Source organism: Mycobacterium celatum, from assembly GCF_002101595.1.
Classification (GTDB): Bacteria; Actinomycetota; Actinomycetes; order Mycobacteriales; family Mycobacteriaceae; genus Mycobacterium; species Mycobacterium celatum.
This window is the reverse complement of record NZ_LQOM01000018.1, coordinates 1-19,528: the sequence shown is the minus strand read 5'-3', so window position 1 is coordinate 19,528 and position 19,528 is coordinate 1. Positions and strand designations below refer to the sequence as shown.

Annotated in this window: 18 protein-coding genes and 3 riboswitches; all 18 genes read right to left on the bottom strand. The window is 66.3% G+C overall.

Annotation, left to right across the window (positions count from 1 at the left end; genetic code table 11):
- Positions 1-6: 6 nt before the first annotated feature.
- Entirely contained in the window at positions 7-1,245 is a 1,239-nt protein-coding gene (locus AWB95_RS05805) for a PPE family protein (RefSeq protein WP_085167816.1), read from the bottom strand.
- Positions 1,246-1,593: 348 nt separating this feature from the next.
- Positions 1,594-1,911, bottom strand: coding sequence for a DUF732 domain-containing protein (locus tag AWB95_RS05800; RefSeq protein ID WP_062540706.1), 318 nt, complete (start codon positions 1,909-1,911; stop codon positions 1,594-1,596).
- A gap of 49 nt (positions 1,912-1,960) precedes the next feature.
- Positions 1,961-3,367 (bottom strand): PPE family protein, encoded by a 1,407-nt coding sequence (locus AWB95_RS05795; RefSeq protein ID WP_085167814.1) that lies wholly within the window; start codon positions 3,365-3,367, stop codon positions 1,961-1,963.
- A gap of 40 nt (positions 3,368-3,407) precedes the next feature.
- On the bottom strand, positions 3,408-4,712 hold the full coding sequence (locus tag AWB95_RS05790) for a PPE family protein (RefSeq protein WP_085167812.1): 1,305 nt from the start codon (positions 4,710-4,712) through the stop codon (positions 3,408-3,410).
- 367 nt (positions 4,713-5,079) lie between these two features.
- Positions 5,080-5,268 (bottom strand): hypothetical protein, encoded by a 189-nt coding sequence (locus AWB95_RS22920; RefSeq protein ID WP_139818463.1) that lies wholly within the window; start codon positions 5,266-5,268, stop codon positions 5,080-5,082.
- Between the two features lie 233 nt (positions 5,269-5,501).
- Positions 5,502-5,744 (bottom strand): DUF732 domain-containing protein, encoded by a 243-nt coding sequence (locus AWB95_RS05785; protein WP_169714640.1) that lies wholly within the window; start codon positions 5,742-5,744, stop codon positions 5,502-5,504.
- A gap of 178 nt (positions 5,745-5,922) precedes the next feature.
- Positions 5,923-7,134, bottom strand: coding sequence for a PPE family protein (locus AWB95_RS05780; RefSeq protein WP_062538360.1), 1,212 nt, complete (start codon positions 7,132-7,134; stop codon positions 5,923-5,925).
- A 14-nt stretch (positions 7,135-7,148) separates the two neighbouring features.
- Positions 7,149-7,448, bottom strand: coding sequence for a PE family protein (locus AWB95_RS05775; RefSeq protein ID WP_062538359.1), 300 nt, complete (start codon positions 7,446-7,448; stop codon positions 7,149-7,151).
- Between the two features lie 290 nt (positions 7,449-7,738).
- Positions 7,739-7,909: riboswitch (M-box (ykoK) riboswitch) on the bottom strand.
- Positions 7,910-8,173: 264 nt separating this feature from the next.
- Positions 8,174-9,835, bottom strand: a complete 1,662-nt coding sequence (locus AWB95_RS05765) for an NRAMP family divalent metal transporter (protein ID WP_062538358.1) — start codon at positions 9,833-9,835, stop codon at positions 8,174-8,176.
- A 44-nt stretch (positions 9,836-9,879) separates the two neighbouring features.
- On the bottom strand, positions 9,880-10,164 hold the full coding sequence (locus AWB95_RS05760) for a WXG100 family type VII secretion target (protein ID WP_062538357.1): 285 nt from the start codon (positions 10,162-10,164) through the stop codon (positions 9,880-9,882).
- A 127-nt stretch (positions 10,165-10,291) separates the two neighbouring features.
- Positions 10,292-10,588 (bottom strand): WXG100 family type VII secretion target, encoded by a 297-nt coding sequence (locus AWB95_RS05755; protein WP_062541736.1) that lies wholly within the window; start codon positions 10,586-10,588, stop codon positions 10,292-10,294.
- 40 nt (positions 10,589-10,628) lie between these two features.
- Positions 10,629-11,885, bottom strand: a complete 1,257-nt coding sequence (locus AWB95_RS05750; RefSeq protein WP_062541735.1) for a PPE family protein — start codon at positions 11,883-11,885, stop codon at positions 10,629-10,631.
- Between the two features lie 11 nt (positions 11,886-11,896).
- On the bottom strand, positions 11,897-12,196 hold the full coding sequence (locus tag AWB95_RS05745) for a PE family protein (protein ID WP_062541734.1): 300 nt from the start codon (positions 12,194-12,196) through the stop codon (positions 11,897-11,899).
- A gap of 289 nt (positions 12,197-12,485) precedes the next feature.
- Positions 12,486-12,657: riboswitch (M-box (ykoK) riboswitch) on the bottom strand.
- A 338-nt stretch (positions 12,658-12,995) separates the two neighbouring features.
- A complete protein-coding gene (locus tag AWB95_RS05735; protein WP_085167810.1) occupies positions 12,996-14,198 on the bottom strand; it encodes a PPE family protein in 1,203 nt (400 codons plus the stop codon).
- A gap of 16 nt (positions 14,199-14,214) precedes the next feature.
- Entirely contained in the window at positions 14,215-14,514 is a 300-nt protein-coding gene (locus tag AWB95_RS05730; RefSeq protein ID WP_062538268.1) for a PE family protein, read from the bottom strand.
- Positions 14,515-14,775: 261 nt separating this feature from the next.
- Positions 14,776-14,946, bottom strand: a riboswitch (M-box (ykoK) riboswitch).
- Between the two features lie 324 nt (positions 14,947-15,270).
- Positions 15,271-17,103, bottom strand: a complete 1,833-nt coding sequence (gene eccA, locus AWB95_RS05725) for a type VII secretion AAA-ATPase EccA (RefSeq protein ID WP_085167808.1) — start codon at positions 17,101-17,103, stop codon at positions 15,271-15,273.
- Positions 17,100-18,296, bottom strand: a complete 1,197-nt coding sequence (gene eccE / locus AWB95_RS05720; RefSeq protein WP_062538269.1) for a type VII secretion protein EccE — start codon at positions 18,294-18,296, stop codon at positions 17,100-17,102. Before eccE ends, eccA begins: the two co-directional genes overlap by 4 nt.
- Positions 18,293-19,528: type VII secretion-associated serine protease mycosin (gene mycP, locus AWB95_RS05715; RefSeq protein ID WP_085167822.1), on the bottom strand; the 1,236-nt coding region annotated here is incomplete at its 5' end. The genes eccE and mycP, both read right to left, overlap by 4 nt.

Sequence of the window (19,528 nt, the reverse complement as noted above, 5' to 3'; positions counted from 1 at the left end):
CGGCGGTCATTCGTCCAGCTCCGGTATCACGATGATGGTCGCCGTCGTCGCGGTATCGGCACCGCCCATCGATGCCGCGGCGCTGCCGCCCACCGAGCGGGCGACGCCGCCGCCGGTACCGGCCATCGCGCGACCGGCCAAACTCGACAGGGCCATTTGGCTGAACAAGCTTCCGGAGCCGTCCGCCATGGCCGCGGGGCCCGCCGTGAGGCTGGCGCTTGGCAGCACGAATGCCGCCGGCCGGATCGCCGATGCGGCGGAGGCCCAACCCGGTGGCACCGACAACTTGCCGACCAGCCCGGCGCGCCCGATCCCCGCCGATACCGCGGGCGCGACGCCGGTGCTGCCGACTGCATGGGTGCCCGAACCGAGTTCGCCCGCGAGCAGCGCGCTGCTGGCCGGCGCGGCCGTGGACTTGGCGAGAGCGGCGGCAACGTTCTGGCCGTTCATGGGTAGCAGGACACTTTGGAACGCCAACAGGTAAGGCACGCCCGCAATGGGGAAATACGAGATCGGCGACGTGGGCCCGGTGACGAGGTCCAGGAACGACGTGATCGGAGACGCGGGCGGGTCAGCAGCCGCGGCGGCCATGGGCGAAGTGAGGTTTTGCAGCGCCTGCGGGGTGGCCGAAATCAACTGGGAGAGTGTCGATTGCGTGTTTGCGCCCGCGGATGTGGCGGCTTTGGCGACCGCTGCGGACTGGGTGGCCATGCCCGCCGGGTTGGTGGTGTGCGGCGGCTGGGTGAACGGGGACAGCTGGCTGGCGGCCGCCGACGAGCCGGCGTAGCCGTACATTGCGGCGGCGTCCTGCGCCCACATCTCGGCGTAGTGGAATTCGGTGGCGGCAATGGCTGCGCTGTTCTGGCCGAGGATGTTGGTCGCGATCAGCGACGCCAGCAGGCTGCGGTTGGCGGCGATAACCGGCGGCGGCACGGTGGCCGCGAACGCCGTCTCATAGGCGGCCACCGCGGCCCTGGCCTGGTTGGCGGTTTGCTCGGCCTGCGCCGCGCTGGCGCTCATCCATGACACGTAGGGCGCAACCGCCGCAGCCATCGACGCCGCCGTCGGGCCGTGCCAAGAACCGCTGACCAGGCCCTCGATGATCGACTGGTAGGCCGACGCCGTCGTACTCAATTCGGCCGCCAGTGCATCCCAGGCAGCGGCGGCGGCCACCAGCGGACCCGCTCCGGGCCCGGCGTACATGCGCGCAGAGTTGATCTCCGGCATCAACGCTCCGAAATCCATCGCGGCGTCCCTCCACTGGCCTGGACGTGATCGCGGCCACAATACCGGCCGACACGTTGTCCGCATACCTAGCGACAACGTTGGGCACGCGGCTCTCCCCTGTGGGTGATTATGAAGGGTCGACGAGCAGAGGGTCCTGGAAAATCCCAAGAAGAATGCTGCGAAAAGCCTGTGAATCGGATGGTCGGCCGTGGCCACCTCGGTATCGGTGCCAGGGTGTCGACGGCGCCGCGGCCACCTGCCCGACCTGACCGATCAGTCGAGTCGCACACACGGGTACCACCACAGCCGGATCGTTCGGACAGGTGCCGTCCTCAGCAGCGAATGCCTGCTTGTAGATGCGCGACGTCAGCCCTTCGAGAGTTGTTGCGGGCAGTAGAATCTCGCTGAGATCATGGCGAAATCGCTTGCATCTTCCATGTTGAATCCCGGATTGCGGGTTTTCACGTCGTGAACCAACTCCAGGCCCGATTCGCCGTTGTTCAAGCAGCCGCACACCGCTTTGCCGGCGGCGACGGCCCGTTCCGGGCTCGGGTAGCGGATACCGACTTGCTGCAGTGCGGAGAGAAAACCTGCGTCGTCACCGCCGTCGCCTGGATCGGCGTATGCGGGCGCGGCCAGGCCGATCGCGGTAGTAACGCCAAGTACCGCAACAAGCTTGCGCATAACTCATCCTTCCATGCTGGTTGTCGTAGGACTCCAATTGCGTTGTCCGCTAGCCAAACTGCGCATCAGGAGGCACCACTTTGGGCTGGTCGGCCGTGCCTCCGGAGAGGTGCACTGCGTGAATACCGGGCTTCTTCGACAGCTGCTCGAGCAGACTGTCAAGGCCGTCGGGATCGACAGCGTGGTGCTGCACGCTTTCGGGCTTCTCCGATATCTGGGCAACCAGCCGTTTCAGTTGCTCCGGCGAGTGTTTGTCTTTGAGATCTTTGAGCCGGGTCAGGCGGCTTCGGGCACCGGTACGTGCCAGGGCGGTGGGGCCACCCGCGCCGAAAGCGCTGCCCAACATTCCCGCGGTCGACATCGAGCTGAGCAGCCCGCCCTCGGCGAGCGCGGCCGCGGGCACAGTCTCCGGGCCGGCCGCCGACAAAGCGGCCGCAACCGTCCTGATGGCGGGGGTTGCGGTGGCCCACGTCGGCGGCACCGACAGCTTTCCGACCAGCGAGCCGGCATTTCCCATGCTTGCCGACACCGAGCTGGTGAGCGAGCCCCGGCCCCACCACGGCCCAAATAGGCCGCCGCCCAACGCATCCTTCGGCAGCGCGCCATAGGCGGGGGCGGGGGCGAACTTGAGGAACTGCGACATCGGAAAGTTGATCAGCAGCCCAACGTCGTTGAACTGCGTGGTCAAACCAAGGGGAACTTTTACGGCGTTGTACATCGCCGTGATCGTCGATGCCCCGCTCGGCCCGAAGAGGCTGTTGAGGGCGCCGTTGATGGTCGACGTGTAGTCGGTGGAAAGGTTTGCCAGCCACTGCAACAGGGGGTTGCCCGTGGTAAGCGGGTCGGCCGCGGACAGAAGCGACTGCACGCCGCCGGCCGGTGTGCTCGCGGCCTGCGCCACCGCGGCTGCCTGGCCGCTCACGCCTACGGCATTGGTGATCTGCGGCGCCGCAGTGAACGGCGTCACCTTCGCGGCGGCCGCAGACGAGCCGGCATAGGTGTCCATCGCCAGGGCGTCTTGGGCCCACATTTCGCCGTATTGGGCCTCGATGGCCGCGATCGCGGCGGTGTTCTGCCCGAAGACGTTGGTCGCCACCAGCGACGCGAGTTGGCTGCGGTTGGCGGCGATCTGTGCGGGCGGCACGTGGGCGGCGAAGGCCGTCTCATAAGCGGTTGCGGCCGCGGTCGCCTGGGTCGCGGCTTCGGCCGCCTGCGTTGCGGTGGCCTGCATCCACGCCAGATACGGCGTGACCACGGCCGCCATGTTGACCGATGACGGGCCGGCCCAAGCGCTACCCGCCAAGCCGTCGATCACCGACGAATACGAGGACACCGCGGACTGCAGTTCGCTGGCAACCCCTTCCCACGCGGCTGCCGCGGCCCGCATCGACTCCGAGCCCGGACCGCTGTACATGCGGCCCGAGTTGATCTCCGGCGGTAACGCTGCATAGAACACGGCTATCCCCTCACCTGGTCGTGGGTGCCCGGGCGCCCTGTCATTGCTCCACCGCCGGGATCACGATGATGGTGGCTGCGGCCGGATCGGCCTCGGCGACGACGCCGCCGAGGGAGCCTGCCGCTACAGCGCCGCCCCCGGAGCGGGTCGCGGCGGCGGCGACGGCGCGTCCCGCCAGGCTCGACAACGCCATCTGACCGAACACCCCGCCCTCGCCGGCGAGCGAGGCAGTCGGAGCCGCCGCGAGGCTGCTCGGCAAGGTTGCGGCCAGCGTCCTGATCGCCGGGGCGGCTTCGGTCCAGCCCTGGGGCACCGACAAACTTCCCACCATCGCCGCGCGACCCATGGCTGCCGATGCGGGCGCCCCACCGAATCCCGCGGAGCTCAGTACCGGTTTCGCCGACTCCGCAAGCGGGGCCAGCGCACCGGTGATGGGCTTGGGGCCGGCCAGGTACGCAGCGGCGCCCTGCCCGTTTTGGGCCCACGAGTACACCTGCCCGAACGACAGGAAGGGCCCGCCGGGTATGGTGCTCCAACTCTGAAGGGAGAACGGCCCGGTGAGAGTCGACCAGATCGTGTTCCAGTTTGTCAGGTCGGTCGAAAGCCCCGATGGCAGCGACAAGTTGAACAACGACGGCAGCGAGAGCCCGGACAACAGGTTTGTCGACCCCGTCGTCGGCGACGACGTGATGCCCGTGGCGAGGCCTTGCAGCGCAGTGGGCAGCGAGTTGATCAACTGGGACAGCTGCGTACCGACATTCAAGCCACCCGTGCTGCCGGCTTGAGCAACCGCACCCGCCTGCAAAGCCGGCCCGGCGGTGCTGGTGGTCTGGGGCGGCTCGGTGAATGGAGTCAGCTGCGAGGCGCTCGCCGATGAGCCTGCATAGGCATACATTGCGGCGGCATCCTGGGCCCACATCTCCATGTAGTGGGCCTCGGTGGCCGCGATCGCAGGCGTGTTCTGGCCGAGGATATTGGTCGCGATCAGGGTCATCAGCAGGGCGCGGTTGGCAGCGATAACCGGTGGGGGAACCGTTGCGGCGAAGGCAGTTTCATAAGCAGTAGCCGCGGCCCTGGCCTGATTCGCCGTCTCCGCGGCCTGCGCCGCGCTCGCGCTCATCCACGCGACATATGGCGCCGCCGCAGCGGCCATCGACGCCGACGACGGGCCCAGCCACGGCCCGCCGATCACACCGTCGATCACCGACTTATAGGACGACGCCGTTGAACCCAACTCGCTGGCGAGCTCGTCCCAAGCCGCTGCTGCAGCCAGCATCGGACCCGGGCCCGGACCCGTATACATTCTGCCCGAGTTGATCTCGGGCGGTAACACCCCAAAATCCATGTTGCCTAACCTCTACTCGCCTCGTAAGCCGCCTTTGTATCGCGGCCGCGGCCAGCAAGTGCCGGCCCCAAGTTCTACGACAGTGATCTTCACCACAAGCACCGCAACCGTGATGCCTTGAAAACTGCGCCACTGCAACAATTTTGCGCGCTTGTTGTTTGCGCTACGTTCCCGAGAAGTTTCGGCGCGATAAATATCTATCACGGTGACAGCGCCGGCTTTGTGACCAACAACGTTGCCTTCGAGCAGCATTCAACCCGAATTAGCGTCGGCCCGGATCAACGCGTATGCGTCAATCCAAACTGCACAAACGCAATGCAAACAGCTTGTCGCACAACGCTGTCAAATACCTCGGGTAGTCAGTCGCCTACGATCCGCGGTTGCGCCATTGCCGATTACGTCGGCGTTGCAGATATGCCTCGACGTCGCAGCGGCGCACCACGCCCGCCAAACTCACACGGGGCATCGCAGAATGCTCGAAGTCCAACGCGACGGCCTCGGTCCGGGCCAGAGCACCGGCCACGTCGGCAGCACGCGACCCAGCTTTAGTAGTCATACGCGTCTCCTAACGATGAGGTAAGCATCGCAGCCCTTGCTGGCGTCCCGCTGGTCGTCGACTGAGGATCTGCTGAGAGGGTTTCCAAATACGTTGCGCTGGAACGTAAAGCTCATGTTAAGAACGCATCACGCCCGCGCCCGATGCGATGTGATGGGCCGAAAGCGTTGCAGATCAATGGAGTCCGCGGAGCAAGAGTCCAGCCACGACGCGGCCGTAGGTTATGACGGCCCTCACGGGCAGTAGGCGCTGACCGCGGCGTTGGCGACAGCATCAAGATCTTGCGGCGCGATTCCATACCCCATCAGGCCGTTCTGCGTCTGCCAGGGCGCAGCGCCCGCGGTTTTGTACGCACACACCATATGACCTGCAGTGACAAGCGTGTCCGACGAATAATCGGTGATACCGACCGCGGCCAGCGCCTTCAGGTAGGCGTCATCTTGTGAATCGGCGTGTGCGGGCGGCACGCCGCTCACGAGAGCCATGGTCGACAGCGCTACCGCGGCTGCGATGCCAGTCGATTGCATCGTTCATCTCCGGTACTCGTCGCTTGGCCTGCGAGCAGACTCCGGCCTCGTTTAGTACACCCCCTCCTTGACGCTTAGGAGACGGCTTTCCGCAAACATTTTGGCTCGAAGGCCGAAGCTGTCGGTGTCATCCGGCGATCACCGGCCGGCCCATAACGGTCGGCTTGAAGCCGTACCGCGGAGCCGCGAAGCCGAATCCCCGTCCGTTCGCCAAACCCGCCATCGGCATCCCGGGCATCCCTGGCATACCGCCCGGCTCCACGTCCGGGGCAGCGGCGGTCCAGCCGGCGCCCGGGAACGGTGTCACGGTGGAGTTCGACACCGGTGCGGCGGCGGCCCAGCTCTGCGGAACCGAGAGGGCACCAACCAATCTCGCCTGCCCTATCCCTGCCGACATGGGTGCGGTGGCCGGCGACCCGACCGCTCCACCGGTGATCACATCGACAAGGCGCGTTGCGCTCACTGAACCCATTCCCGGACCCGGAATCAGGCTGCTGCCGCCCGGAGGAAGTGCGCCAGCCTGCTGCAGGCTGCCGACCATGGCCATATCCGCCATCATCGACGTGATCACGGCCGGGTTGGTAGCGCCGGACGACGTTATCGTGTTCCAGATGTTGGCGTTTGGTCCCAGACCTCCGGTGTCCGGTGAATCCAGGATGCCCGAGAGTCCCGATCCCGACGACGCGGAAGAAGTGGGCGAGGCGAGCTGCTGCAACGCCGTCGGCATCGCCGAAACAAGTTGCGACAGCTGGCTTTGCGTGCTGGTGCCGGCGGCCTGGGCGGGCGCCGCCTCCTGCGCGAGCAGGCCGCCCGGGTTGATGGTGTTCGGCGGTGCCCTGAACGGGGTCATTTTCGACGCGGCGGCCGAGTTCGCGGCGTAGCCATACATCGCGGCGGCGTCCTGGGCCCACATCTCGCCGTACTGGGCTTCGGTGGCCGCGATTGCGGGTGTGTTCTGCCCGAGCACGTTGGTTGCGACGAGCGTGGCCAACTGGGCGCGGTTGGCCGCGATCACCGGCGGTGGCACCGTCATTGCGAACGCCGCTGCGTGGGCGGCGGCCGCTGCCGTGGCCTGCGCGGCGGTCTGCTCCGCCTGCTCGGCAGTTGTGCTCATCCACGTCGCGTACCGCGCGGTGGCGGCCGCCATCGCCGCCGACGACGGCCCCAACCATCCTTCGCTGGTCAGCCCGGCGATCACGGACTGATAGGACGCGGCTGTCGAACGCAGCTCGGCGGCCAGCCCGTCCCAGGCAGACGCGGCGGCCAGCATCGGCGCCGAACCGGGTCCGGCGTACATGCGAGCGGAGTTGATCTCGGGTGGCAGTGCTCCGAAATCCATTGCGATAACCTCCTTTAACTTGCGGCGACGGCGTTGGCAGCCTCGGTAGCCGCATATGACCCGGCGCTTGCACCGAGGGTGGACACGAACATCTGGTGGATCGCCGCCGCCTGGGCGCTGACGGCTTGGTAGAGCTGGGCGTGGCCGGCGAACTGGGTAGCCGTCAGAGCCGAAACCTCGTCAGCGGCAGCCGGAACCACCGCGGTGGTCGCAGCGGCCGCGGCAGCATTGTGGGCCGACATCGCAGCGCCAATGGCCCGCAGGTCGCCTGCCGCTGCCGTCAACAACTCGGGTTGGGTGGTCACAAAAGTCATCGGGCTCCTCCGTACGGAACAGACCGAACCCGCGCCGGCAGGGCGTCATCAAGGCATGCTGAAGCCACGCACGATCGGCAAAAGCCAAGATGCGCTTGTCAGCTCACTCGGCGCAAGCCGAATCAGATGGTAAAAACCGTGCCGGGGTCGGATTCGAGCGAAACGGTCGTCGATCTCGGATAGGGACTATCACTCGGACTCAATGTCGCTCTCACCTCCTCACGGCCAGGGCACACGCGGGTGCCAACACGTTTGCACATTGGGGATGAGGCAGCCGACAACAGTCGGGCGCGGCACCCCTCTCGTCAGAGCTTTGGCACCACACGGCGTATCCGGTTGCCCCGGAAGCCACTTGGGCTCAACCCTTAAGCCGGGAAGAGCTGTCCTGACCCTGGGCGTCTTTCGACGTTCGAGGTCAGTGGCCTATGTCCGTGCAGACGCCTCACCTAGCGAGGTGCATGCAGTCGCCAATGGTGACACCGGCGTCCACGTTCGTCAACCCGACCCGCGTGGCACCGCCCGCGATGCCGCGGTCACGCCAGGGCCGCCGAAGTTGCTGTGTAGGGGCCTCGGTTTGGCCCGATGCTGCCGCCGGCCGGACTCTCTGAACTCGGCATTCACCGGCGGCGGACCGGCGGCAATCCGCCTCACGCATCGCCTGGGAAATGTTTGCGAGTTGGCTGTCAGAATTCGGTGAAATCGCTGAGCGTGTCGACACGCGGGTGTCAGGCGCTACCGAGCTGGACGGCTTTGACCGCCAGCAGGATTGCCCCTACGACCAGATAGCCCCGCAAAGCCAACATGCCCAACCGGGTGCCCGCCGACCACGTGACCGGCTCCAGCAGGGTCAGCGGCGGCATCCGCCAGGTGGCGCGGTCGGCCCGCGTCAACAGCGGCGAGAACTGTACTGGTGGTTTGGGCCACCGGCGACCCGACCACCGCACCACGACGAAAACCACTGCGGCACAACAGGCTAGAGCAACGGCGAGGTCGTCCGCGATGGAAATGATGTCGAGGTCGGGGAACACCGTGGTCGTCATCAAGATCCCGGACAGCAGCAACAGCACGGCGACGATAAGCCCGGCCACCACATTGAGCCACAGACGATTGACCCACGGCCCCAGGACCTCCCGATCGTTGCACAACAGCAGCAAGAAGACGGTCGCGCTGGGCAGCAGCAGTCCGGCCAACGCCTGTACGCCGGTGGTGATCACCCCCAGCGGCGCGCCCGGGATCAGCACGATGGCGGCCGCGACCACGACCATCGCGGTGTAGGACAGGTAGAACGGTTTGGCGTCGGCGAAGCGGCGATGCAGCGAGTGGTTGTGCCCGAATACATCCCCGAACGCGTAGCTGGTAGCCAGGGTAACGGCGGCCGCCCCGACGATGGAGGCGTCCAGCAATACGATCGCGAACACCGAGCCGAGGGTGGTGTTGTATTGGCCGAGCAGGTGAGCGAGTGCGCCGGCGTCGACAAAGCGTCCACGGCTGTTGGTGGCGCGCGCGGCCCAGTCCCCGGTCATCATCAACGCCGCCGCCCCGACCACCACGACGAATGCGCCCAGGGTGGTGTCGGCTCGCTCATAACCGATGAAACGCGGTGTGATCCGCTTGTCGACGACGTTGGACTGCTGGAAGAACAGCTGCCAGGGTGCGACGGTGGTCCCGACGATGGCGATGACCAACAGCACTGCGTCGGACGTGACTCCCCCGGAAACGCCCGGAATGACCAAGGATTTCGCGGCGCGCGCCGGATCCGGATGGCACATCAGCAGCATGGGAATTTGCAGCAGGGTGATCGCGACGAACACCAGCATCGCGCGTTCCCAGCGCCGAAAGCTGCCGGTGGTCATGATAGCGATCAGTGCAACCGCGGCGAACGGGACGACCACCTGTCTGGGCAGCCCGATGTAATCGGCCGCCATTGTGACACCGATGAACTCGGTGACAAGGGTCAAAAAGTTCAGCAGGAAGAGGTCGCCGACGGAGAACCAGCCCCAGCCGCGGCCGAACCGTTCGTTGATCAACCGAGCATGCCCGACCCCGGTGACCGCGCCCAGCCGAACCACCATCTCCTGGTTGACAATCAGCACCGGGATCAACAGCAGCAGTACCCACAGCAGGCTGTACCCGTAGTTCTGTCCGGCCTGCACGTAGGTTGCAACGCCGCCGGCATCGTTGTCGCCGACCATGACGATCAAGCCGGGCCCGATGATCGCCAGCATGGTTGCCAGCCGCACCCTGGCCGTGCGCGGACGGTCAGTGTCGCCGATGCTGATTCGGCCCAGGGCACCCTCGATGTCGCCGATATGGGCGCTGTCGAGCACCGCGGTGAGCGGTGGCGAGGCGATTTCCTCGTCAACCGCGACGCGGTCCAACGCAGTCACGCCCCGTACCCCCCGTCGCCGATTGTCTTGCCCATGGCCGGCTATCAGGCCCAGCTGGAGCCGACGGCGGAGTCGGTGCTGGCCATGTTGGATCCGGCGGTTTGGACTTTTTGGCCGTGGGCGTTGGCTTGTTCGTAGATGACCTGGAAGTTGCGGCCCAACTGGGTGATGAATTCCTGGCAGGCCGTCGACCCAGCGCCACCCCAAAAGTCCCCGGCAGCAAGCACATCGCGGATGATGGCCTGGTGCTCGGCCTCCAGGGACGCGGCCTGCGCGCGGATCAAAGCGCCGTGGGCGTCGACGTCGCCGAACTGGTAGTTGATGCTCATGATGGATTCTCCTAGGTTGTCTGGGTCGGCGACCCGCTGCGCCCGGCTACGCCGCGCTTGCGATCGCCTCTCGGTTGTCTGGGTCGGCGACCCGCTGCGCCCGGCTACGCCGCGCTTGCGATCGCCTCTAGCTGGACAGGATCTGCTGGGACGCTTGCTCTTGGGCCTCGTAGTTGCCCGCGTCGCGGATCAGCCCGTCGCGCACACCGTGCAGCATGTTGACGATGTTGCGAAAGGCGGTGTTCATCTGGCCCATGGTGTCGTAGGAGGTGGCCTGGGCGGTCCCACTCCAGCCGGCACCGGCGATGTTCTGCGAGGACGCCCACATCTTGCGGGCCTCGTCCTCGACGGTCTGAGCGTGTACATCGAAACGGCCCGCCATGTCCCGCATCGCGTGCGGGTCGGTCATAAAGCGCGTGGTCATGTGAACCTCTACCTTTCTCGAAATCAATTGCTAACTATGGCTATCCGACAGCCGACCAGCTCGGCACCATCGGGGGGCGGACCAAGAACCGGTTGTCCGCAATGACGGCGCCGCTTGCCCCGCGTCCGGCCATCCCGGCCGGTGCGACGCCGGGCATACCCGCCGCGACGGCAGGCGGTGCGCTCAGCGGGGTGTTCCCCAACGCCGAGCCGAGCGGAGTCACGGGTGGGGCCATCGCGGTCCAGCTGGGCGGGACCGACAGCGCTCCGATCGAAGGCGCCTGGCCCAAACCCGCAGACACTCCGCTGCCGAGACCGCCCAAACCGCCCAAACCGCTCAGGGGATTCGTCAGCGATTGGCCAAGTGCGGCGCCGAGCCCGCTCGCCGCGGCCTGTCCCAGCGCCTCGTCGGCCACCGCATGTCCGGCCGCATTGCCCATCAAACTGGTGAAGGCACCCAGCGTGTTGCTCGGCATGTAGAAGCCGGACGAGAAGATCGTGTTCCAGATGTTCGCGTTGGGCCCCCACTGGTTCCAAAAGTTGTCCAGCGCAGTGTTTCCCGACCCTTGCCCGGTCAGCAGACCCAGGATCCCGCCGAGCCCCGACGACGTCGACGACGCGGACGACGTCGGTGATGCGAGGTTCTGCAGCGCGGTGGGCACAGCAGAGGTCAACTGCGACAGTGTCGATTGCGTGCTGGTGCCCGCCGCCGTGCCAGATGCCTGGGTCACGGCGGCCGCCTGGCCGGCCAGCCCGGCCGGGTTGGTCGTCTGCGCCGGCGCGGTGAACGGCGTCACCCTGGCCGCCGCTGCCGATGCGCCAGCGTAGCCGTACATTGCGGCGGCGTCCTGGGCCCACATTTCCCCGTACTGCGCCTCGGTGGCCGCGATCGCCGGGGTGTTCTGCCCCAAGATGTTGGTTGCGACCAGCGACGCGAGCTGAGCGCGGTTGGCCGCAATCACCGGCGGCGGCACCGTCATCGCAAACGCGGTGCCATATGCTGCTGCGGCGGCCTTGGCCTGGTTCGCGGTCTGCTCAGCCTGTGCCGCAGTCGTGTTCATCCACGCGACATAGGGTGCGGCGGCAGCGGCCATCGATGTCGACGCTGCACCTCGCCAGCCTTCCGTGGTCAGTCCCGAGATGACCGACGCGTACGAGGTTGCCTGCGTACGCAATTCAGCGGCCAGCCCTTCCCAGGCCGAAGCGGCGGCCAGCATCGATGAAGCCCCAGGGCCCGCATACATTTTGGCCGAGTTGATTTCCGGCGGCAACGCGCCGAAGTCGAATACCGCAGTCATCGCAATACTCCTTACCCAGCAGCAATGGTGTTAGCGGCTTCGGTGGCCGCATACGAACCGGCGCTGGCACCCAAAATGCGCACGAACATGTCGTGAACGGCCGCGGCCTGGGCGCTGACCGCCTGGTACGCCGTGGCATGCGCGCCGAATTGCGTTGCTGTCAAAGCAGATACCTCATCAGCAGCGGCTGGAACCACTCCCGTAGTCGGAAGCGCTGCGGCCGCGTTGTGGGTAGCCAGTGCCGACCCAATACCGTCCAATTGGTCGGCCGCGGCTGCCAGCAGTTCCGGCTGTGTGGTCACAAAGCTCATCGGACTTCTCCTTACGGAAGGCAGACTGAATCTGCGGGTGTGCTCGTGCCGGAGCACGACAAGACCACGCGCACGCAGTGAACGAGGGCGCGCGTACGTTAACTGAAGCGGCGCAAGCCGATTCAGATGAAGGGAACGATGCCGGGGCCGGATATGAGCGAAACGGTCATCGATCTCGGATAGGGACTGTCATCGGGACTCACGTCGCTCTCACCTCCTCACGGCCAGGGCACACGGGGGTGCCAACGGGTTGCACAAAGGAGTGAGGCGACCCGGCAATCAACCGGGCGCGGCACCCCTCTCGTCAGAGCTTTGGCACTGCACGGCGTATCCGGTTGTCCCGGAAGCCACTTGGGCTCAACCCTTAAGCCGGGAAGAGCTGTCCTGACCCTGGGCGTCTTTCGACGTTCGGGGTCAGTGGCCTTTGTCCGTAGCAGACGCCTCACCTAGCGAGGTGCTTGCAGTGGCAATCTTGGCACCAAGATGGATCCACGTCAACTACAAATGGCTTTCATGTTCGGAGATGACCGCGATATGGGCAGCTGCCGAAATGCACTGCGAGCGACCGGCACTGGGAATTGACGCAATGCCGGCCGTGGAAGTTGGGTTATCTGGGCGTTATGTCGTAAATTGCTGGTGAATTCCTGTGAACTTCCCGCGCATTACCTGTTGTTGCGCAGAAGCCGTTCGGCGGCAAGCAACTACGGCACTCGGCTGTCCAACGGCAAGAGCTGAACAACCGCAAGCGCTACGCCGCCGAGAGGTGAACGGCCGCTGGCTATTACACGGCACCCATCTCCTATCCGGCGGCCGGCGGGTGTGCCATCACGGTGGGGCGGAACCCGTATCGCGGGGCGGCGAAACCGAAACCGCGGCTGCCCGAACCCGCTACCGGAACCCCTGGCATCCCGGGCATGCCGGGCATCTCCTCTGCCGCAACTTGCGGCGCCGCGGTCCAGCTGGAGGCCAACGACGCCGTCGTCGGCGTGGTCGCCGGCGCTGTCGACGCCCAGCTTTGCGGCACCGACAAAGCGCCGACCAGGGTGCCGCGGCCGATCCCCGCGGTCACCGCTCCTGCCCCGCCCAAGCCGGTGGGTGTGATCGCAGCCACCCCCGCACCCGGCACCACAGGTATGACGCTCGGTGCGATCTCCCCCATACCGTCGATGCCCAGTCCGCCGGCAGCCGCGGCATGCATCACGGCGATGTCCGCGCCCACCTGCGTGATACCGGCCAACGACATCGGAGTCATCGAGCTGCTGAGAAGGTTTGACCCTGCGTTCATGAAATCTCCCGGACCTAGACTCGACGAGAAACCGGTGCCCGACGCCGCAGGTGCTGCAGCGGGTGCGGCCAGCGCCTGCAGCGTCATCGGTGTCGTGGAGACCATCTGTGACAGCGTTGTTTGTACTCCGGTGCCGGCTGACGCGCCGGTGGATTGGGCGACGGCCGCGCTTTGTGCGGCCAGCCCGGCCGGATCGGTGTTCTGCTGCGGGGCGGTGAACGGTGTCACCTTCGTAGCAGCTGCCGATGCGCCGGCGTACCCGTACATCGCCGCGGCGTCCTGGGCCCACATCTCGGCGTAGTGCGCCTCGGTGGCCGCGATCGCCGGGGTGTTCTGCCCCAAGATGTTGGTCGCGACCAGCGACGCCAACAGGCTGCGGTTGGCCGCGATCACCGGCGGCGGCACGGTCATCGCAAACGCCGCTTCGTAGGCGGCCGCCGCAGCTCTGGCCTGGTTGGCCGTCTGCTCGGCCTGCGCGGCGGTCGTGCTCATCCACGCCGCGTAGGGCGCTGCTGCCGCCGCCATCGACGCCGAACCCGGCCCCAGCCACGAGCCGCCGACCAGCCCGGAGATCACCGAAGAATAGGCAGACGCCGCAGAACTCAGTTCGGCGGCCAGCCCGTCCCAGGCCGATGCAGCGGCCAGCAGCGATCCCGCGCCGGCGCCGGCATACATGCGAGCGGAGTTGAACTCTGGTGGAAATGCTCCGTAATCCATTGCGCCACATCCCTTTTCAGCTCGCAGCGACGGCGTTCGCCGCCTCGGTCGCCGCGTACGACCCAGCGCTGACGCTCAGGGTGGACACGAACATCTGATGAGTGGCCGACGCTTGCGCACTGACCGCCTGGTACAGCTGTGCATGCGCGGCGAACTGCGCCGCGGTCAACGCCGACACCTCGTCGGCCGCCGCGGGGAGCACCGTGGTGGTCGAGACGGCCGCTGCCTGGTTCTGCGCGGTCAATCCCGCACCAATCCCCTGCAGGTTGCCGGCCGCCGCCGACAGCATTTCCGGCTGTGTTGTCACGAACGACATGGACTTTCTCCTTACGAATCAGTCCGACCCGGAAACGGGCCTCGGCCGCTGTGCTGCTTGCGGGTGCGTCATTGCCCATAGGTCCCGAAAGCGGAGATATGTGTTGGCGCAAGCCGATTCAGTCTGCGGGAAAGCTGCCGTGACCGGATCGGAACGAAACGGTCATCAATTGCTAGAACTACCAACAGATTTGGATCTTGCGCTCACCCCCTCCCGCCATGTGCCTGCACCCAGAGAGGTGAGCCATCCGAGGACGGCTGAACGGCACCTCTCTCGTCAGAGCTTTGGCACTACACGGCGTATCCGGTTGTCCCGGAAGCCACTTGGGCTCAACCCTTAAGCCGGGAGGAGCTGTCCTGACCCTGGGCGTCTTTCGACGTTCGGGGTCAGTGGCCTATATCCGTGCAGACGCCTCACCTAGCGAGGTGCATGCAGCGTCATGCTCGCACCGGCGGTGATAGTGGTCAACCCGTTTGAACCCGGCACTGGGGACAGCTCGGCGCCGCTGTGGGGTCAGATTGCTGCAAGCGGCCATACCGCGGTGCTGAAGTCCGACGCGACCGCGTGCAGAAGTGGCTCTGACCAGGCACTATTGTCAGAATTGAGGCTACTCGTGGCCAAGGCCGGCACGAGACAAGGACCACCTGCGAATTGCGTCAGAGTTTGCTGATTACTTGCTGTGAGTAGCGCTTAAGCGGGCGTGACCGTCAATCTGCCTGTCACATCGGCTATTTCGCGCGCGCGAGGTTGCAGCGGTTAGTCCGATTTCTTTTCCGCCACGGCCGCACTGAGTCCCTCGGCGAGGTCTTCGCGGGTCAATTCCTTGAACCGGCGCAGCTGGTCGTCGGTGAACTCGTCGAGATCGCTGGACAGCACCGCGTCGAGGTCCTCGTCGTCGAGGCGGAAGCTGCGATGATCGCGGGCCTTCTCCACCACGTTGCGCACGAAACCCGCGTTGCCCAGCGTGTCGATCCCCCGGATCAGATCTCCGTCTTCGGACAGGGTCTCGTCAGTATAGAACTTCTCGTACGACGGGCGCAGCACTTCGACGGCCTCGTCGGTGATCACGTCCTCGTTCTCCCGGCCCATCAACTGGGTCAGTGCTATCAACTCGTCGGGCGTATAGCTGTAAAACTCGATCACCGTCGAAAACCGCCGCCGCAGACCTTGATTCACCTCCAGCATCCGCTCCATCGCTTTGGCGTAGCCAGCGCCGAACACCACCAGCTCGTCGCGATGATTCTCCATGTACAGCAGGACGGTGTTGATGATCGCGTTGCCGTAGGGGTCGCCCTGGTGGTAGCCACGCTCGTGCAGGGTGTGCATCTCGTCGAAGAACACTGCGCCGCCGAGCGCCTCCTCGAGCATCTCCTCGGTGTTCTTCTCCGCGTCGGCCATGTAGCGGCCCAGCAGTTTGGTGCGGCTGGTCTCAACCACCGCCGGCTTGCGTAGCACCCCGAGGCCGCACAGTTGTTTGGTGAAGGCGCGGGCGACCGAGGTTTTTCCGGTGCCGGGCGGGCCCAGCAGCAGGGTGTGCCGCGACGTCACCGGGACGGGCAACCCCATCTTGGCGCGGGCCAGGTTGACCTTCGTCGTCGACTTGATCAGTTTGATTTCGCGTTTGGCCTTCTCCATGCCAAGCATCGCGTTGAGCTCGGCGTCGCCTTCGGCCAGGTACTTCTTGGCCATCTCGGCGTGCCGGGCGGCCTCGGCCTCTTCTCGGGTTGGTGCGCTGTCGGGGTCCCACGGATCCGTGCGCGCCTCAATGGTTTCCGGGTCGGTCAGCACCAGCCGGTAGTTGGGGTTGTCCAGCGCCTCCCGGGCGGGCGCGAATTTCGCGTCTCGCGAATAGACCCGGCGCAGCAGCTCGACGGCCTCGTCTTCGCGGCCCAAGTGGCGCAGGCACATGCCCTGGGTGTACATCGCCACGTTGGCCGCGCCGGGCACCCGCTCACCCTCGATTGCCTCTTCGGCTCGGCGGGTGGCTTCTTCGAAAACACCCAGCGACGCCAGCGCCGTGGTTGCCATCGCCGCACCGGCCGCCTTCAGCTCGGGCTGACGCCAGGGTTTCGCCGATGGGAACTGAGCAAGCACATCGGGCCAGCGGCCGGTGCGGAAGTACAGCACCCCGCGCACATAGGCGATCAGCTCCGCGTCGGACGGCAGCCGCGGCTCGACCGATTCGAGAATCTTTGCCGCTTCGTCGTATCGCTTCGCCTCGGCCAACGCGGCCGCATACGCCGCGGCCAGCGATTCCACGCTGGTGATCGCCAGGCGCAGGAACAGTCCGTCGGAGACCTCGGGCCGAAACTCCAAGTCCGACAGGCCTAGCCGGCGAATCTCCCAGCCGAACGTCTTGACCGACTCCCAGGCGTTGGTGAGCACCTCGATGCTCGCATCGCCGGCCAGCACCCGGGCCAGCCAGGCGTCGCACATGTCCGGATCCAGCCGGGTCGCCGTGGTGAACATCTGCAGCGCCACCTGCGGATTGTGGCTGGGCTGTAGCCCGTTGACGGAAATGCCGGAGGCCAGCAGGCCCGCAACCATCGCGTTACGGGCATCCGTCGCGGCGGTCGGCGGCCTGGTCATCGAGGCGCCCCCGCGGCACTCGCCGAGTACTCGGGCGGCGCCGCCGCCGCTGCATCAATCGGTACAGCCAGCGCTTCGTCGTCGGCCACTGCCCGGCTCGGCAGCACCAGCGCGGGACCGGGCAGCGGTGCCGGCAAGCTGGCACGCACCGCGGCCAACTGGCGTCCGGTGAGTCGATTCAGGCCACCCCACACCCTTTTTCGCAAGCGCTTGTCGCTGTGGTAGCGGACCAGAGCCGACACGTCGATGCCGTGGCGGTGCGGGATGAGCCGGACGGTGACGACGGTGGCGTCGGTATCGGCCAGCCACAGCTCCTCGAGTGTCTCGCCGTTGATGTCCGACGGCGAGACCCAGAAGCTCGTCACGTACCCGTCGAGGTGCTTGAGATAGCGCCAATACGGCCGGATTTGGCTCGGGTCGAGGCCCGCCAACACGGCGTCGTCCACATCGGCGATCTCGGCGGCGCTGAGCGTACGGGCTACGCAGCGCCGGCCGTTGAGCTCTTGCGCGAGCCGCTCGGTGGCGGCGGCAAGCGTCGAGACCACCGAATCTCGGGCGGCCACCGCAGCGACGTTGTGCTGCGGATCCATCCGCACCACCAACCAGGTTCGGCGCTCATCGAGCGGGCGTCCACCATCGCTGTCAGCCCCGAAATCGTCTCGTACCGCCGACTCGACACCGGTGGACCCACTGCGTGTCCCCACCGAGACAATGTCGACACCGTCAAGACGAACGTCGAACTGGCGCAACGCCGTTGCCACCGCTTCCACCGGAAGCACGCCCGACGACCCGTTCTGCTGACGATGCCGGCCCGAGGGCAGTTCCGCGGGACCTTCGACGGAGATGACCGTCACCAGTCGACCGCCGTACTCGCGGATTCCCACCACCTCGCGACCGAATCGGCGCTGGTGGTCGATCGCCGGTGTGCACCCGGCGACCAGCGCCTCGGGGTCGGCGTACCAATTGCGCACTCGCGCAACCGGAGCCGAGGCCAGCGGGATGCCGCGGAAAGTCACCAGAGCGACGATCGCCACCACCGCCGCCACGCCGACGCCGGACCACCACGCGATGTGGTGGGCCTGCCATGCGTCGGGGCAATGACTGGCGATCGCCAGCACCGCGACGTCGATGAGAAACACCGTGGTGATTCGCGGCCACGACAGGGCCAGCCCGAATTTGCGTTGCGCTTTCATCGGTCTCGCTCCGTTCGCCGCATCAGCACCGCCCCGCCGAATACCGCACCAGCTATCAATAACGCGGCGGCCAGCCCCCCGGCTCCAACCCACACCGGCGTCATATTGCGCGGTGGTGGCGGCGGGGGCATTTTCAGCGGCGACGACAATTCTTTGGCCACCACCGGACCGTCGGGCACATCCCAGGTAAGCGCCGCTACCGGGTCGATAACGCCGTAGCCGACCTGGTTATCCACTCCCCGCGCCGGGGCGCGGGCGGTGTGAATCAGCCGATTGATGATCTGGTGTGACGACAACTGGGGATATTTCGCGCGGACCAGCGCCGCAACGCCGGAGACAATCGCGGTGGCAAAGCTGGTGCCGCTCGGTACCAGCAGCGTGTTGTCCGGACCGTCGATCGCGTTGATCAGGCTGTCGTCGCGCGGTGACAGCCCGACGACGTCGGTGCCGGGCGCCGCGATCGACACCCATGGCCCGGCCACACTTGATTTGTCCATCGGCGCGCCCGCGGCGTCAACCGCGCCGACGGAGAGCACATAGTCGCTGAACCACGAGGGAGTCACTACCGTGTTCACACCGTTCCAATCGCGAGGATCGTTGGGCAGCAACGGATCAAAGATCGGATTCTGCTTGCAGTCTTTCTGGCTGGTGTCCCCGGCGGCGGCGACGATGACCGCGTTCTTGTCGACCGCTGCGTAACGGACCGCGGCCCCCAGGTCGGTCTGATCGAGGACGCTGCGCGCACTCATGCACAACACCTGGGAGATGTTGATCACCGAGGCACCCATGTTTGCCGCGTGCACGATCGCCCGGGCCATGGTCCGGATGCTGTCCATCTTCTGCCGGGTTTGCGGATCCTCGTCGCCGGTGAACGCATCCTTGAGCGTGAAAGCTTGGCTGGACTGGCGAATCGAGATCACCTCGACGTCGGGTGCCACGCCGCTGAACGCGTCGGCCGGCGGCGCCGGAGCGATGGGCCGGTCTACGGAGATAGCTTGGCCGCCGCCGGAATAGTTGGGCGTCACCACTTTTCCGTGACCGTGGTTGCTCGCCGGAGCCTTGGGCGGTGCCGGCATCCACGGCAAGCCCGGTTGCGCCGGGGCCTCCTCCGTCGGCGACGGCGGAACCATCGTGATGGTCTGGGGCGGTGGGGGTGGCACCGACATCGTGATCGTCTGCGGTGGCGGCGGTGGCGGCGGCGGCTCGTTGGTGGGGACGGGAGGGGGTTTACG